11 protein-coding genes are annotated in these 15,408 nt (G+C 42.8%); 6 read left to right on the top strand and 5 right to left on the bottom strand.

What is annotated here, in order from left to right:
- Positions 1 to 3 precede the first annotated feature (3 nt).
- Both ABD930_RS06420 and ABD930_RS06415 read right to left on the bottom strand, forming a co-directional pair.
- Positions 4 to 1,089 (bottom strand): histidine kinase, encoded by a 1,086-nt coding sequence (locus ABD930_RS06420; protein WP_345230896.1) that lies wholly within the window; start codon positions 1,087 to 1,089, stop codon positions 4 to 6.
- A complete protein-coding gene (locus ABD930_RS06415) occupies positions 1,068 to 2,111 on the bottom strand; it encodes a lysophospholipid acyltransferase family protein (protein ID WP_345230895.1) in 1,044 nt (347 codons plus the stop codon). Before ABD930_RS06415 ends, ABD930_RS06420 begins: the two co-directional genes overlap by 22 nt.
- A gap of 505 nt (positions 2,112 to 2,616) precedes the next feature.
- Here ABD930_RS06415 and ABD930_RS06410 point away from each other — a divergent pair.
- The 3 genes from ABD930_RS06410 (at position 2,617) to ABD930_RS06400 (ending at position 4,446) form a co-directional block, all read left to right on the top strand.
- The gene (locus tag ABD930_RS06410) at positions 2,617 to 3,219 is read left to right on the top strand and encodes a Crp/Fnr family transcriptional regulator (protein WP_345230893.1); all 603 of its coding nucleotides are present in this window, start codon (positions 2,617 to 2,619) and stop codon (positions 3,217 to 3,219) included.
- 190 nt (positions 3,220 to 3,409) lie between these two features.
- A complete protein-coding gene (locus ABD930_RS06405; RefSeq protein ID WP_345230891.1) occupies positions 3,410 to 3,934 on the top strand; it encodes a MauE/DoxX family redox-associated membrane protein in 525 nt (174 codons plus the stop codon).
- A 167-nt stretch (positions 3,935 to 4,101) separates the two neighbouring features.
- Positions 4,102 to 4,446, top strand: coding sequence for a hypothetical protein (locus tag ABD930_RS06400; RefSeq protein WP_345230889.1), 345 nt, complete (start codon positions 4,102 to 4,104; stop codon positions 4,444 to 4,446).
- 56 nt (positions 4,447 to 4,502) lie between these two features.
- Here ABD930_RS06400 and ABD930_RS06395 read toward each other — a convergent pair whose 3' ends face one another.
- From ABD930_RS06395 to ABD930_RS06385, 3 genes are read right to left on the bottom strand one after another with little or no spacing between them, the layout of a single operon-like run.
- Entirely contained in the window at positions 4,503 to 5,849 is a 1,347-nt protein-coding gene (locus tag ABD930_RS06395) for a RagB/SusD family nutrient uptake outer membrane protein (protein WP_345230887.1), read from the bottom strand.
- Positions 5,850 to 5,861: 12 nt separating this feature from the next.
- On the bottom strand, positions 5,862 to 9,071 hold the full coding sequence (locus ABD930_RS06390; RefSeq protein ID WP_345230885.1) for a SusC/RagA family TonB-linked outer membrane protein: 3,210 nt from the start codon (positions 9,069 to 9,071) through the stop codon (positions 5,862 to 5,864).
- Entirely contained in the window at positions 9,068 to 10,549 is a 1,482-nt protein-coding gene (locus tag ABD930_RS06385) for a TlpA family protein disulfide reductase (RefSeq protein WP_345230884.1), read from the bottom strand. Before ABD930_RS06385 ends, ABD930_RS06390 begins: the two co-directional genes overlap by 4 nt.
- Before the next feature lie 1,072 nt (positions 10,550 to 11,621).
- On the opposite strand from ABD930_RS06385, the gene ABD930_RS06380 reads away from it, so the two are divergent.
- The 3 genes from ABD930_RS06380 (at position 11,622) to ABD930_RS06370 (ending at position 15,408) form a co-directional block, all read left to right on the top strand.
- Positions 11,622 to 12,191 carry a hypothetical protein gene (locus ABD930_RS06380; protein WP_345230883.1) on the top strand — a complete coding sequence of 190 codons (570 nt, stop codon included), beginning with the start codon at positions 11,622 to 11,624 and terminating at the stop codon, positions 12,189 to 12,191.
- Between the two features lie 53 nt (positions 12,192 to 12,244).
- Positions 12,245 to 13,336: a PDDEXK nuclease domain-containing protein gene (locus ABD930_RS06375; protein ID WP_345230882.1), complete on the top strand. Its 1,092-nt coding sequence runs from the start codon at positions 12,245 to 12,247 to the stop codon at positions 13,334 to 13,336.
- 350 nt (positions 13,337 to 13,686) lie between these two features.
- Positions 13,687 to 15,408 (top strand): DNA cytosine methyltransferase, encoded by a 1,722-nt coding sequence (locus ABD930_RS06370; protein ID WP_345230881.1) that lies wholly within the window; start codon positions 13,687 to 13,689, stop codon positions 15,406 to 15,408.

Raw genomic sequence — 15,408 nt, 5'->3', positions numbered from 1 at the left:
AATTTATTGGTAAATGATCAGTTGTACAGTAAAATAATTTTTTTCCTCCCTGACGGCCAATTGAAAATCGTCTTTGAAAACAATCTCCAGTCTTCGCCGCAAGTTTAGCAAGCCGGTACCGCTCGTGGTAATCGGTCGGGCATTGAAATCAAAACGATTACGACAGGTAAATTCCACATAATCGTCTGTTAAAGTCAGCTTTATATGGAGCGCATCAGGGGAGTTCTCAAAATCGCCATATTTAAACGCATTTTCCAAAGGGGTTATGAAAGCCATCGGCAATATACATTGCCCGGAGAAGCTGCCTTCAATAACCGGTTCGTTAAGTGGCTCATCTGGAAATCTAGCCTGCTGCAGCGCTAACATGGCCAACACCTGGTACCATTCTTTATCGACCACCATTTTGCGTGTACTTTTACTCGCCTGTGTATAGGTGTAGCGGGTTAATGCTGAAAAAGAAGCCATAAGCCCCGCCCAGTGTGGTGAATACTTCAACAATTCTGCAAAAAATAAGTTGAAGATATTGTGAACAAAATGCGGATCATTATGCTTGGCTAGCAGATCATAATTCAGCCTTTCAAGCTCCTTCTCCATCCTGAGCGCGTACATTTTCGTTTTATATTCCGCCTCAGTCGATTCGATCTGTTTATTCTTGTATTCACGGTACTTGAGAAAAACAAAGAGCCCCACTGCAAAAAGAATCAACAAGATGTAATGCCGTAGCATGCGCCCCAGAAAAGCCCAGTCTAATGGCGGCACATGGTTATTCACATGAAAGCCCAAACCATCCATTACTTTATACAGAAATACATATGCGGCAGGTGCCGCAAGGACAAACAGCAACATCAGGAGTAATAAGCCTTTATACCAGTGGCGTTTGTTAAAAACCAAATAAAGGATAGCCAGTAGGATATAAAAAACGCCTATCTTTAATGCAAAGATCGATATGAGTGTACCGATTTTTTGTTCGGGGAAGTTGAGCACCGTACCGATATACACTATACTAAAATAGAGCAACCAACAGCCTACCTGAATACCGATGAGTTTTTTTTGTTGAGTAGATACGCTCAGTTTGATTTTCCGTGCCATTGTTGACGTAAGTTATTGAATTGCATTTTCTGAATTTGATACGCCTGATAGGTTAACTTATCCAGCAGGAAAAAATCGTTATTTAAGGCCAGCAGCGCGTGTCGGGCTTCGTCGGGTTCTTTTATTATTTGCTGTTGCGGATTGCCCGGTATAAAGAAATCATTTCGATTGGCATACAAATGTAAGCTCGACCAATTTTGCCATTGTGCAGGATAGTGCTGTACATAAGAAGCAAAACCGCTATATATTTTATATAACGTATAGTCAATAAAATCAGCTAGACCCATGTCTAGCTTTTCGAACGGTCCTAGCCAAACATAACGCAAGCTATGGTCTGCCTGGCGAAAACAACAAACGGTGTAAATAGGCACATTCAGTTTATAAGCCAAATACGGCAGGCCCTTCCGCAGCAGCTGGTGTTGTGCCAGAAAAGGCATACGTATCGCATTCTGGGGTGTTAGGGCCTGTACTCCTTGGTACCCGTCTAAATAGGTTAGCACACTACTTCCTTGCTCCAACGTACTTTTTATCTTGAAGGCAACTTTCGGATCTGTTGCATTTAAAATCGAAAAGGGAATGTGCGCCGAGGTAGTTTTGAGGCGCTGCTTCATTTGATTAAAGCTTTGCCGATGTTCGCGAAAAGCATAATCGCCTATCAGCAGTGCCAGCGGTACACCTGCCCTATGAAGCAGATAATTGATGAATCTGTAGGATCCTGTATGAAAAGTGCAAATCAATCCGGGTCGCTTTTTCAATTGTTTAGCCCAAGTATTATCCCACCCATGAATGGTAAAGGGATGTTCGACATGGAAAAAAGATTCATCGAGCGCGTTCCATTGCCTGTTTAATATCGCTTCCGAAAACCATTCTTTGTGCTGTGTAGCCGGTATACTCGGCATAAAATGCGTTAAGTTGGCACTGAAGAAAGCATAGGCATTGAGCATTTTCTGTTGGTTTGGCCATGAAGACTGCACCAGGCGTTCTTTCAGCTCAATTAATTTGTTTTGATAACTGTTTAACATTATGGTTTATTCTAAAGGTTTATAAAACACTGCCCGGGCTGGGCAGTGTTTAGCAAAAAATTAAAGATCCCAGTATTGGCAATCGTCTATCAAGCTAGTAAGGCCATAGCGAAGACATAAGTCTGAAAATCCTAGAGGTTGCTGTTTTACATTTAATTGTACTAACATTTTTCTATTGTTTAATTTAAGTACCGATTTTACTAAAGGCATCGGCATTAACCTACTCAATAGCCATGAGATTTAGTGATCACGGTTCAAACATGTCATTTTTTATTTTAAAATCTAAAAAAAATCGGACGTAATGGCTTTTACAGCTACCGAAATTACATTTTTAATAAAAAATTGGCTTAAGCACTGCACGAATGTCACCCTATTCAGCGTCCATTTACATCGTATCTGCTCCCTGGTTACCACCTGTCTTTTGGGAAGCTGTCATCCTTGTCACTTGATAAGTAGCCCGCTATCTGTTTTATTTGTGAAGACATAAACCAATATATCCCTAAACATGCATGATGAAAAAGCACAATATATCCGCGCAGCCTTAACAGCACTCCGTCAAGCCTTTAACCTACCTGAAGCGCTGGAAGTGGAATTAACCGCCCGAGCGCGATTGGTTATGTTCAGTCAGTTAAGTTATATCGAATATCCCGGTTTAGCAGAAGATGGCTACCTGTGGTATATGGTTCGGGGTATTGCCCGTAGTGTGGTTTTTGACCAGCAGTTTCAATTGCAGTACAGTCTCTTTTTATGGACCAAAGGCGATGTCATTTTCCAGCCAGACAGCTTCTTTTTTGAGAAACCACGGGAAGAAGCCGTGCAAGTTTTGGAAGACAGTATTCTGTTGCAGTTACCTATCCCGCAGCTACGGCGCCTATTAGCCACTTTCCCACAGATCGATCAGCTCCTAGCCCATCTTTGGGGGCAGCACGAACTAAGGTTAATCCGTTACAGCTCTTGGCTACATCTCGGCACCCGCGAAAGAATGAAAGCCTTTTTAACCTATTACCCCAACATTACCGAACGGGTACCCCATTATTTATTGGCCGAATTCCTGAACATGAACCGTAATACCTTTAGCCGTTTACTTCGATCTATTAAGAAAAAATAAGCAGACCCTATGCCACATTGGTAGCTTTCAAAGATGACCAATGGGGCACGTGATCCGGTTGGGCTGCCTTAGATTTGAAAATATGGAAAACGAAAGGTAGAACCCGTTCCATCGCTGGCCAGTTGCCGGTTCCATCGGTTGGTGAAACCGGCAGCTCGCTTGGAGGCTATAAAGAAAGGAGCAAAAACTGATGAAAACCTTTTTAAAAAAATGGACACGCTTTATACTGGATGCCCTGGTGCGTTTGGTTTTTATTTTACTCTACAGCTATACGGCTATGATGAAACTGGCCGACTTCGGTACTTACCGCATTAAGATGTACCGGCAGGTATTTCCGGATTGGTTGACCGAAATCCTGATTTATGCACTACCAGCCGTGGAGTTGGGCATGGTACTCTGGCTTTTGTCGCCCTTCTTTTTCCATCACAGATTGTTTCGTTTTGGGATTAAGGCCAATGTACTGCTCATTGCCAGTTTCACGGTATATGCTTGGTTAGCCAAAGAAAAGGTATTTGGGTATATTCCCTGTGCGTGCGGGGGTGTTTTTGAAAAGATGAAATGGCCGGAACACTATGTGTGGAACCTGCGCCTAACGATACTTGCTGTAGGAGGAGCCTGCCTGCAGTACTGGCCAAAGATCAGGCTCGTCATCTACAAGCTGTATATGCGCTGGTGTGGCCGCACCCCTCGTGCACAAGAGGTGCTGCGCCATTAGACATATACCTTCTTTTACTCCGGCTTATTGTAACGATGGGTATTTAAGCAATAGAAGCAGCTCTGAAAGTAGTTAAGAGCAACGAAGAAACGTTATTTCAGCTTTTAGTACCCTTAATAACGATAAAAAAGTATAAAAGAAGAGCAGGTTGTTTTAAAACTTATATTATGCATTTTAAAAAAATCACAGGAACCGTACTGGTAGCGGTGATGCTATCAGGCGGTACCATTTCAGTAGCAAAGGTAAGGGCAGAAAGAGCAGCAAATGCTGCACGGGCAGATCAGGAGTGGTTGTATGACGACTCTCTTCCAGGGGCAGACCCTACCCAACCGGAATTCTATCATCAGGGTAGTACTTCCGGATGTTCATCTACCTTTTCCGAGGTATGTGGAATAACAGCTCCGGTAGACGAAAACTCCGATCCGGAAAATCCAAAACCTGAAATTTCGGAGGATTTAATCGATCAGATGCAGGGCAATGCCACGCCCACCAATGTTCGGTTCAAACCTTAAAGGTTTCCATAAAAAGGGTGTGCTAAAAATTGGCACACCCTTTTTATTTCTATGGCTCATCGTTCATTCTGTTGGATACCTGTCTCCTGAACAACGATGCTCGGTATCAGAAAAGCAAATCGTTTATCCTGAGGCGAAAGCGTATAAAGCTTTCCATCGAGGTTTCGCTGTAAGGTAGTATTGAAATCCGCATCTTTGGTTAACCGGCGTAAATCCATCCACCGGAGCCCTCCCCTGAAAGCCAATTCTTTTTCACGCTCTTTAAGTATAATCTGTAGCAAGGTCTTCGCATCTGTTTCATCAATAGGAATAAATACTTCCCGGCTTATGCGCATTTTCAGCAGCCTATTTAACACGTCCCTTGCTTCCGCATCTTTACCCTGCCTTGCATAACACTCGGCCAACGTGAGGTAAAGTTCGTCATTGGCTATACCGGAAAACAACGCACCCGATACACTGCCCGAATAATCTCCCTGAAAGGTATAGCCATTTTCTACACTACGGTAAAAAACCGTTTTTCGCAAGTCTCCTGTAACATAGCTTTCATAAAGCGTTGGATTTACCAACGTCCGCACATTAGCCAAAGCACCACCTGAATAGAACGTAGCGTGAAAAATTACCTCTTTATTGAACAACTCAATCGGTGCAGGAAGGGAAGCATCCAAGGCATTAAAATCCAACAGGTCATCGTTCAGCTGTAAACAGGAATCGGCGTAAGCGCCCGCATGGATAAAATCATCCATCGTCAAATAAACTCTTGACAAAGCGGCATAAGCTGCCCTTTTGGATGGCCTTGTAGGCGTTATGGCATTTACGGGCAGTAAAGCAGCCGCAGCGGTTAAATCATTAAGCACCTGCCGGTAAGTTGTTTCCAGAGAAGATCGCACGGTTTTCTCATTGATATCTGCGCGGGTTTTTAACGGCATACCTAACATTGTTGCGGCATGTTCCCGATTATAAGGAAGCGTAAACACCTGCGTCAAATACCAGTGTATAAATCCTCTGAAAAACAAGGCGCTTCCTTTCACATTAGCGCGATCACTTTCCTTATAACCCTTTAGTTCGGCGTCATCTATGGCATTCAACACTACATTGGCATATAAAATCTTGGTATAGTTGAATAGGTAATCCCGTTCATTTTCTGCCTGGGCAAACCACGTATAGTCGTCGCGAGTTACCTGATCACGCCTTGCCCATTCGGCATCCGTCAAATAATAATAATCAGAAGCAATATCTCCCGCTCCCGGGTAATCATTGTTCATGATGGTATTGTTATCCAGAATTGCCTGCAAATCTTTAACCGTTTGAGGCACCTGTAAGGATTTTTCCGGTTTTACGTCAAGGTATTTATTACACGAGGCGAGGCTCAGTGCAACAGAGATGATAATATGTATCTTCTTCATGGTATGCAAAAATTAAAGGTCTAAGGTTAAGCCCAAGCTCATGGTTAATGGAAGTGGTGCCGATAAAAAGTCGGGGTCAAAATTTGATTTATTGGCCCGCCATAAAATACCAACGTTATTTACATAATAGGTAAAACGCAAATTCCTAGCCGTTGAAGACTCCTTCTGCGAAAGTGGCAACAGGTAGCTGAGCTGTATATCTTTCAGGCGGATGTGATCTCCCTTTTCTACATTGGCGGCTGAATTTGCATAGAACTGATCACGTCGGGTATCAGCCGGATATTTCAGAGACGGAACCGTAGTAAGCTGCTCATCGCCGGGTTGCTGCCACCGCTGGTAATAATCCCCATGGCCCAGCGCAGGCCGATTACTCAATAACGCCGCATACATGATGGTTTCCTTTCTAAAGTAGTAATCAAATTTATAGGTTACGTTGACTGATAAGGACCATCCCCTGTAACGTAAGGTATTTCGCCATGCACCGAAATACTGTGGGAGCGCAGAGCCATGAAAAACCAGATCGTCCGCTGTTGCATTTCTGGTCAGGGTCACGTAATCTTTGCTCAGCTCGCCGTTCACATAACCCATTGGGTCTCCGGTTTGGCCATCCAATCCGCCCCATCGATAACTTACCACGGAATAGGCAGGCTGCCCTTCAATAGGTATCAAATTGGTACCCGTACTCACCCAGTTCGCAGGAGTAGGTTGTTCCTTAAGGTATCTGACTACCTTATTTTTATTTACCGAGCCGGTAAGCACACTGTTCCAAGCCAATTTTCCTTGCAATACGTTTGCCTGAAGTGTGGCATCCCAACCATTGGTCTGCAAAATCGCACTGTTCATGGTTAAACTACGGAAGCCCGTTGTTAAATCTGCCGGCACACTGGCAATCAAATCGGTAGCCTTTTTACGGTAATATTCGATATCCAGCATTAACCGGTTTCCTTTGGTAGCCAGTTCTAAACCTACATTCAATTGGCCTACCTGTTCCCAGCGTAAATCCGGATTGGGTACATTTTCCAGGTTGGCATATGGTAAAAGGTTATAAGAAGCCGCCGGTCTATAGGCAATGGTTGTTACCCCTGCTATATCATTATTTACATTTCCGCTATAGCCGTAGGTTGCCCGGACTTTTGCATAAGGCAAGAAGGATATACGGTAGAAATCTTCTGCTGAAAGGTTCCATGCCCCACCTACCGACCAGAATGGATTCCATTTACGATTGGTTTCAACACCGAATAAATTAGAGGCATCACGTCTGGCGCTGGCGCTGAGCACGTAACGCCTGTTATAGGTATATGAGCCATTGGCATAAAAAGAAAGGAAGCGGTTCATTGACCCGCTATAGCTATCATTCCAGGGAATAGTGGTTGCCGAAGCCAGACCATAGACTATCGGAAATAGCGTCACATAATCAACAGGTACACTTGTCAGCACATCATCATCATAACCGTAAGAACGTGTTGCTGCCGAGGTATTAGTCGTCTGCCTGATCTCTGCTCCTCCTATAAACGCCACCTCGTGCTTCTCCGCCCATGTATTGTTGTAATCGATCTGCAATCGCCCTGAATGCGACTTCAGATCACCGTTCGAACGATCCAACACCCCTCCTACCGGAATATTATAACGGTTGGTTTCTCCGTCGAATACCGTGAAGCGGTTAATAAGATCGCGCGCATAAAATGTTTCTCCGCTAAAGTGCTCCCTGCTATCCAGAAATTGTTTCTCATACTGATATTTTGCTTCGATATGAAGGTTGGGAGACAAGGTATAGCGTAGGTTCATGTTAACCAGAAGATCATTCAGCCGTTCGTAATGATCTGCCATATCCAGCTCCTTTAGCGGACTGTAGCTCCAATCCAACAGACGCCCATTACCCACGGTATCCAGAAAACTCTTACGGAAGCCATGTGGCAATTCGGTTGGATTCCCCTTATCATCTACCAAGCGCGCGTAAGGATATATGGCGTAGCCCGTTGCCGGATTGATCATCGTAGTACCCTTATTATTTAAGACCCGTTTACTTTCTGTATATTGTATGCCTACCTGAGCATCCAGCGCTCGGTTTATCTGAAAATTATTCTGCGTTTTCAAGGTAAGCCTTTGGTAGCCGTTACGTTTCAGTGTAGAGGCATTATCATCATAGCCAAGACCCATGCGGTAGTTGACCTTTTGGCCTCCCCCGCTCAGGTCAAGCGCATATTGCCTGTTCACTCCGTTCTGGTACCAATACCGATTGATGTCATTCCGGATATCCTGTTGTTTCAGGTTATTAAGCGCCGTTTGGAGTGCAGCTTCACTTAAATCGCCTTTCCGGTTTTTATCCAATAGTTCAACAACGGGCGATACGATCGGCCAGGTACGCGTATTGCTCAGATATGAATCGTATACTCCTTTTTCGAACAGGAAGACTTCCGTATCAACAAAGTCTGCCGTGGACATCTGTGGCGTATAGAATAGATCAGGTTTAGCCGTTACGGTCCAGTTGGTATTTAGGCTAAGGTGGAAGGGTTGGTTAAACTTCGCTGCCTTTGTTTTGATTACCATGACGCCATTGCCCGCGCGTGCTCCCCATATGGAAGTTGCCGCAGCATCTTTCAATACGGTGACCGACTCGATATCGTTGGGATTGATATTGTTGATATCGCCCTCATAAGGGAAATTATCTACCACAATAAGCGGTTTTGCTATACGGCTGGTGATGGTGCTTAAACCACGAATGTTGAAATTCATGGCCGTTCCGTTCCGTTTATCAAAAGCAACTCCTGCCATTAAACCATCCAGACGGCTTAGCACATCTGTTGAGATTTGACGGTTAAACAGGGCATGGTCTACCTGTTCGAAAGAACCGGTTGAACGTTCCTTGGGAATTTCCTGATAACCCGTGGTTACGTTTACCTCTTCCAGCTCCACCCGCTTTTCGTCCATTTGAATCAATAAAGCATCGGGAAAAGGCGGCGAAAGTTTCAGTTGCTGTATTTCGTAATCAACGGCCGAGAAACGGATGATGGCGGTATCCGCCCGTTTAACCGATAGCGTAAACTGTCCGTTACCATCCGATTTAATGCTTCCACCGGTTGTCACATCCAGTATGGTGACATCTGCTAACGGTTTTTGGCTGTGTCCCGCCACTATTGTTCCTTTGATCTGGAACATGCTACCCGACTGCGCAAAAGCGGTACAGGGACATAATAAACATAAAAAGTAAATGATTTTCTTCATGGTTTTAGGTTGTTTGTAGGTATATATCCAAATTTAGTACACGTTAAACTATCCGTTGCGGGCGTATAGCCGTTCTCACGGACCACCATCATATCCAGCTCGCGCTCTTCCTCATTGATGTCTAGCCCCTGTTGCTTTAATATTGACCTTAATGCAGTAAAATCCTGCAGATTGTTTGGTAAATCAATGTCCAGATAGTCATCTAATCCGCTTTCATCGAAGGTGGGCGGCAAAAAGCCAAAAGATAGGCCAGCGTGTGGATCATTACATATTTTCACCAGATCACGAATCTTTACCTGATGAATATAGTTAACCGCTCCGCTCGCTGCGGGTCCTAAATAAGATCTACCAGTGATATCTTTATTATAGGTATAGCCATTTAAGACAACTACCGGCTGCTGGTGTCTGCTCTTTGCACGCTGTATATTGTCATTACGCCTGACTATTAAGCACTTTACCTTCCGTTTCTCCAGCGTAGCAGTCGCACCAAAGAAAACATCCAGATCCATCTTCATCTTCTTTTTCCATTCATCCTTTGATAAATTGAGCGGTAAGATTGCCTCGTAATTGAACGTGTTTTTCCGTGCCCAAGCCAGGTCCTGGCTGGCCGGCTGTCCATCATCCATCAGGTAGTTGGTGTATTTTTCAGGCTGCTTAACCAGTAGTATCTGTCTATTGGCCGTAAATTTTATTTTCTTTGGCGCCATACCCGCAATAGCATAGAGGTAAGTGATCGGTAGGCCCGAAACGGTAATCCGCTGCAGGTTCCGGGAAGTATCGCGGTATTCCATATTGACGGCCTGAAAACCATCCGTAAATCCCGTAATACAGGAGTAATAGGTCTTGCCGTAGGTTTTTACGTCCTTAAAAGTTGGTGATAACAAGGTTTCTTCGAAGCGTCCTTCCCTTTTTTTAGGTATATAAGCATACCCATTGCGCAGTAAGTTGTGTATATTTTCGCGGTTTAAGAACCTGGGAACGGTTACCGAAGCCACTTGCCCCGCTTGGTTAATGATCACGGTATGTGGAATACCTTGATTGGGAAATACGCTGTGCAGTATTTTATCGCTGGTAAGCGAAGAAAAATCTGCCCAATACCCTGTTGTATCGCTATCCTTTTTCCGCTGAATAAAAGTGCTGATCGTTGGTGCAGCTTGGTCTGTAACCGGTATCACTATCAAGCTATCTGAAAACAGACGTTGAAGCTTCAACAGGTGGGGCATTTCGCTTACACAAGGCCCGCACCAGGTAGCCCAGAAGTCCAAAATAATCAGCTTTCCTTTATAGTCTTTTAGCTTTACGGTAGTGTTTCCCTCCTGCCCTGCCTGTACCATTTGCAGCGGAATGTTCCATAAATCTTGCGGAATGGTATCGCCAATGGTGAGTGGCTTAATCGAGTCTGGTATGAAGGACACGCCATTGCCAGCCCCCGGACCTCCAAGGGGCTGACTGGCGTGTGCCAAACAAACACAGAACAAAACCTTTAAGAACGAAAAGCTTAAAATGCTTCGTTTTACTATTTTATTATATATCCTCGGTTTGAGGGTGTATAATCTGGTTAATGTATGCCGATAGTCCGTTTTTAGTAAACAAACATCATTATTGTCGGATAACCAAATGTAACTTTTTTCTATAGGTAATGAAACCTTTTTTTGATTTTTCCCATTTTCTGGCCTGTGGTTGCTGTTTTGAAATTGGCTTGTTTGTGCGGGATTTTGCTGGAATAGCCTAATAATCCCAGCACTCAGCCCGACAAAAAGCCGGTTCAGCCTTTTCTGTATTTTTTGGCATGCTGTATGTGAGCCTATTCTCTTATCGTGACCTTCACCGTCTGACGAAAAAAAGCTTAAAATATTTTTGTATGTATGCTTATAAAGCTTAAATTTGAGACATAGGTATTCCCTATGAGCGTAAACCTTCATATTTTTAATTAGATTTAGGTATAAAAAATTAGAAACAATTAAACATATCTCTCCCCTTACGCTGGTTAATTGCCATCGTTTAAGTAGAGAAAAAGAAAGGATTTAAGTGCTAAGTGGGAGCCGTTATGATGAGGATGATACGGTCTTGAAGTGGTTTTGCTTGTGCGCGAGGCACTCGGCAAGGCCAGCTTGCGCGGCTTGGTGATGGGTAGTTTTGTCGGTTGTGTGAATAACTCGTTTTCATAATTTTTTGGTTATGTAAACGATGTACTCTCAGTGAAGCTTGGATTGGGGCTGATAGGCCTTATAACCAATAAGGCGAACCGTTCTGCTCCTTGCTCTGGAAACCGCTAAGAAACCAGCCATCAGGTCTACCCGAGAACCCGAATCTTGCACCCAAGAGAGACTCATGAACGGTCCACCCTACTGGTAAAATATATCGTAAAGATAGTATTTCCAGTAGAAAATGGCGAACCGCAGTCCTCTCGCGTGCAAAGTTTAGCGGTTTTTGAACGAGAGTAACACCGTTGTTAGTAGAGGTAAGCCTCTACCCTACGTGTCGCTTTTATAATCACTAAAACAAAGGTAAATAAATAAATACAAAATATAAAAATATTTTCAACAAAATATGAGCCCTAGAGTTGTAGTCGAAGAATTTGTATCAGCACTGGAATACTATATGGATTATTATGGGTTGTACAACGTCGACATTAAGAAATTGCTTAAAGCAACAACAGATATAGTCGAAGATCTCAAAAAGGGGAAAAATGGGCCCACTATAACTAAAGCGGAAACTATATCTCAACTTTTTGGCTTAAAATATTATCAATTCGCCGACCCTGAATTTCCTCCACCGCTGAAAGAGCAACTTCCTCCGGCTACAATTGCGGTAATACACGAAAGAAATCAAACCGGCCCACCCGAATCAAGAGGTAAATATAATAAGCTTGACTTAAACAAAGTTATTCTTAACGCTTTAAAAAAGTTTAAAGATAAAGAGGAATTTCTCTCCGCTGACGTATACGAAAGTCTCTCCGAAGAACTTAAGGAAAAACTTGGCTCAGCTACACGTATAACGGGGCTCTTTTCGGAAGCACTGAAAGAGAACGTCGAAAAAACAGGGAATAGTATAAGAAAAAATAAAGTGGGACGTCCCGAAGAGTATTATAAAGTAATCTCGTTGGGCGACGCTATATAAAATCAAAAACACGGCAAAGGAAGTGAGGTGGATGGATTAGACGAAATAACTGGATGGAAATAGATAATACCTATATACAATTTCTTGGTGAGCTCAAAAAGAAAATTCGGCAGGCTCAACAACGCGCAGCATTATCTGTAAATACAGAAATGCTGATATTGTATTGGTCTATGGGCAATGATATTTCCAATAAAATAAAGGAAGCTGGCTGGGGTGCAAAAATTGTTAATCAAATATCTAAGGATTTAAAAACTGAATTTCCAGAGATGAATGGATTCTCTCCTCGTAACCTGAGGTACATGCGGAGCTTCGCAGAAGCTTACCCTGAATTTTTGCAAGCGGACCTTGCAAAATCTGATGAGACAATTTTGCAACCGGCGGCTGCAAAATTAGAAAACACTGAAATACAGCAAAATAGTTTTTTGCAACCAGTGGTTGCAAAAATTCCATGGACGCATCATACCATTATATTAGACAAGGTTAAATCTGCTAAATATAGACTGTTTTATATACATAAGACAGCAGAAAATGGTTGGAGCAAAAGTGTTCTGTCGTTTCAAATAGAAAGCAAACTCCACGAACGGCAAGGAGAGGCTATTACTAATTTCGACACCACCCTTCCCAAATCCCAATCCGATCTCGCGAAACAGACTTTAAAAAGTCCGTATATATTCGACTTTCTAGGTATTGGTGAAGACGTTCAAGAAAGGGAGTTGGAGAAAGCATTGATTCAACATATCCGAAAGGTCATGTTAGAATTGGGTAAAGGCTTCGCATACGTTGGCAACCAATATCATCTCCAAGTAGACAATGAAGATTTTTATTTGGATTTACTGTTTTACAATTTCCATTTGCATTGCTTCGTTGTCTTTGAGCTGAAAATTGGTGATTTCAAACCTGAATATGCCGGAAAGCTCAACTTCTATGTTAATGCCATAGACGAGCAAATAAAAAGCAAACACGACAATCAAACTATCGGTGTATTGCTCTGCAAAACACCGAACGAAACGGTCATTAAGTATTCACTCAAAGGAATAAATTCACCTTTGGGGGTAGCTGACTATCAACTTCCGAAAAAACTCAAAAGTGATATGCCTACGATTGAGGAACTTGAATCGGCAATAAAGGAACTGAAAGATGGATAGCATGGAAGTTAAAAAATTTATATAACAAAGGAACTAGAAGCTTATGAATTATTCGCTTTTCAAATAAATACAAAATATATCAGACAAACCAGACGCTGCTGATGGTCTTAAAATGGTCTCAGAATCGCTTAGGCTAGACCCCAACAAGGTCATCGAATTTATTATATTCAGATAGTTGTAAAGGTTTAACATATATGGAAGCAATTCAAAAGTTTCAAGGTAAATCGGTGGTTCAAATATGGAGTAATAATGCGTGGTAGAAAAGAATTTGAGATTTTGAGGTCATTATCGTGACTTTAAAACATCGTTTATAATAAAAATATTTCGAACTCTAATTAATATTCCTATTAATGGATGAATTAACTGTACTTGATCTTTTTTGTGGCGCAGGAGGATTCTCTGAAGGCTTTCGACAACAGGGATTTACTATCGTATATGGCGTTGATAACTGGAAACCTGCCATCGACACTTTTAATCATAATTTTGACTTAGATTGCAAAGTTCAGAACATGTTGGACTATTTGTATTCCGTTGAAAAAATTGAAACACTACCCGACACCACTGTGGTTATTGGTAGTCCCCCATGTGTGAGCTTTTCCAATTCAAATCGATCAGGCAAGGCAGATAAATCGATGGGACTTCAATTGATCAAAGCATTTTTACGTATTGTGGCGGTCAAAAAACATAAACGGGATTCAAAGTTGCAAGCTTGGTTCATGGAGAATGTGACAAAGTCTATTTCGCACTTATCTCCAATTTACACATTCCAAGATTTGGACTTGGTTGATTGGGCAATAGCAAGTGGTAAAGCACCGGATGATATCGCCATCGTAATGAAAGATCATAGCTTGGTGGTCAATTCTGCTAATTATGGATCTCCGCAGGCTAGAAAAAGGGCAATCAGCGGTGATATTATCAGGCTAGACCGGTTAGTTATACCTACTGCGACCCACAGGAATCCAGAAGACGAAACCTCATCACAACTTCCAGTCTACAAAACACTGCGATCAATCAGGGAGTGCTTGCCAAGTCCAAATATCCCCCAATCCCATAAACAGTTTGCAGATTCGATGTATCCGGGATTGAACCTGAGCACTTCCTTATTAACAGATCATTTCTATGATACAGGTCTTTATGCGTCAGAATGGAAAAACTCTAAGTACTTAAAGGTTAACCATCCTTATATGGGAACCATGTCCTTTCCTGAAAACGAGGATAAACCAAGTCGTACCATTACAGCCACAAAAATCGGTACTTCCAGAGAAGCAATTATCTATCGATCGGAGTACAATAGGCATGGAGATGGTGAATTCAGAACACCGACGGTACGTGAGGCCGCTACGCTAATGAGCTTTCCATCAACTTATCAGTTTCTAGGATCTGAAGGTGCTAAATGGCGTTTAGTCGGTAATGCGGTTTGTCCATCTGTAAGCCGAAATTTTGCAGCTACTGTTCGGGCAGCCCTCGAATTGCCATTGATCGCAGAACCGATCGTCCGGCGAGTGCCAAAACTAAAAGGTGTCAAGAATCTTAATACGTTTAAGGAAGGCGTATTTGATAAGCCTCCCGTACGCAATAACGGTTCGAGGTTCAGACGGCATCCCTTCAAGCATGGCAATATCACGGTTACTCTATCTAATTATGATATCACGAACAAGGAGAAAACAGGGTTTAGGTGGATAACCTCCGTCCAGTATGGCAATGGGGACGGTTTTCCGACTATGAACTTCGAAGATAAGCGATTTACAGATTTCGAATCGATTATCGAGACCTTCCCGAATGGAAAACGCTTCATCGAGGTCATTAATAATGGTTTTTCCGAAAGTATTGCTAGTTCACCAACGATGCAGATGATGTATGAGCAACAGCAGAATATCGGTAATTACTTGGAGCCTACAAAGTTAATCGAACGACTTGCTACTATCATAGAACAGTACGCCATAAAAGACGTCTTCGAACAAAGAGAGCTGGTCATTTTTCCAAACAAGACTGTGGTTCCGCAAAGTCAGATCATGGCCCTTTACGGGATAAATAAGATATGTACGGTCGCTAACGCACCAGAAATTGACTGA

Origin of the sequence: Olivibacter ginsenosidimutans (assembly GCF_039542865.1) — a bacterium.
In the GTDB taxonomy this organism is placed as follows: Bacteria; Bacteroidota; Bacteroidia; order Sphingobacteriales; family Sphingobacteriaceae; genus Olivibacter; species Olivibacter ginsenosidimutans.
The sequence above is the reverse complement of the archived record's forward strand: the minus strand, read 5'-3'. Positions and strand labels throughout refer to the sequence as shown.

Coding starts and splice junctions, on each gene's coding strand:
- ABD930_RS06390 (WP_345230885.1), bottom strand. CDS start 9,071: ATGAAGAAAATCATTTACTTTTTATGTTTATTATGTCCCTGTACCGCT.
- ABD930_RS06395 (WP_345230887.1), bottom strand. CDS start 5,849: ATGAAGAAGATACATATTATCATCTCTGTTGCACTGAGCCTCGCCTCG.
- ABD930_RS06380 (WP_345230883.1), top strand. CDS start 11,622: ATGAGCCCTAGAGTTGTAGTCGAAGAATTTGTATCAGCACTGGAATAC.
- ABD930_RS06375 (WP_345230882.1), top strand. CDS start 12,245: ATGGAAATAGATAATACCTATATACAATTTCTTGGTGAGCTCAAAAAG.
- ABD930_RS06370 (WP_345230881.1), top strand. CDS start 13,687: ATGGATGAATTAACTGTACTTGATCTTTTTTGTGGCGCAGGAGGATTC.
- ABD930_RS06420 (WP_345230896.1), bottom strand. CDS start 1,089: ATGGCACGGAAAATCAAACTGAGCGTATCTACTCAACAAAAAAAACTC.
- ABD930_RS06415 (WP_345230895.1), bottom strand. CDS start 2,111: ATGTTAAACAGTTATCAAAACAAATTAATTGAGCTGAAAGAACGCCTG.
- ABD930_RS06405 (WP_345230891.1), top strand. CDS start 3,410: ATGAAAACCTTTTTAAAAAAATGGACACGCTTTATACTGGATGCCCTG.
- ABD930_RS06410 (WP_345230893.1), top strand. CDS start 2,617: ATGCATGATGAAAAAGCACAATATATCCGCGCAGCCTTAACAGCACTC.
- ABD930_RS06400 (WP_345230889.1), top strand. CDS start 4,102: ATGCATTTTAAAAAAATCACAGGAACCGTACTGGTAGCGGTGATGCTA.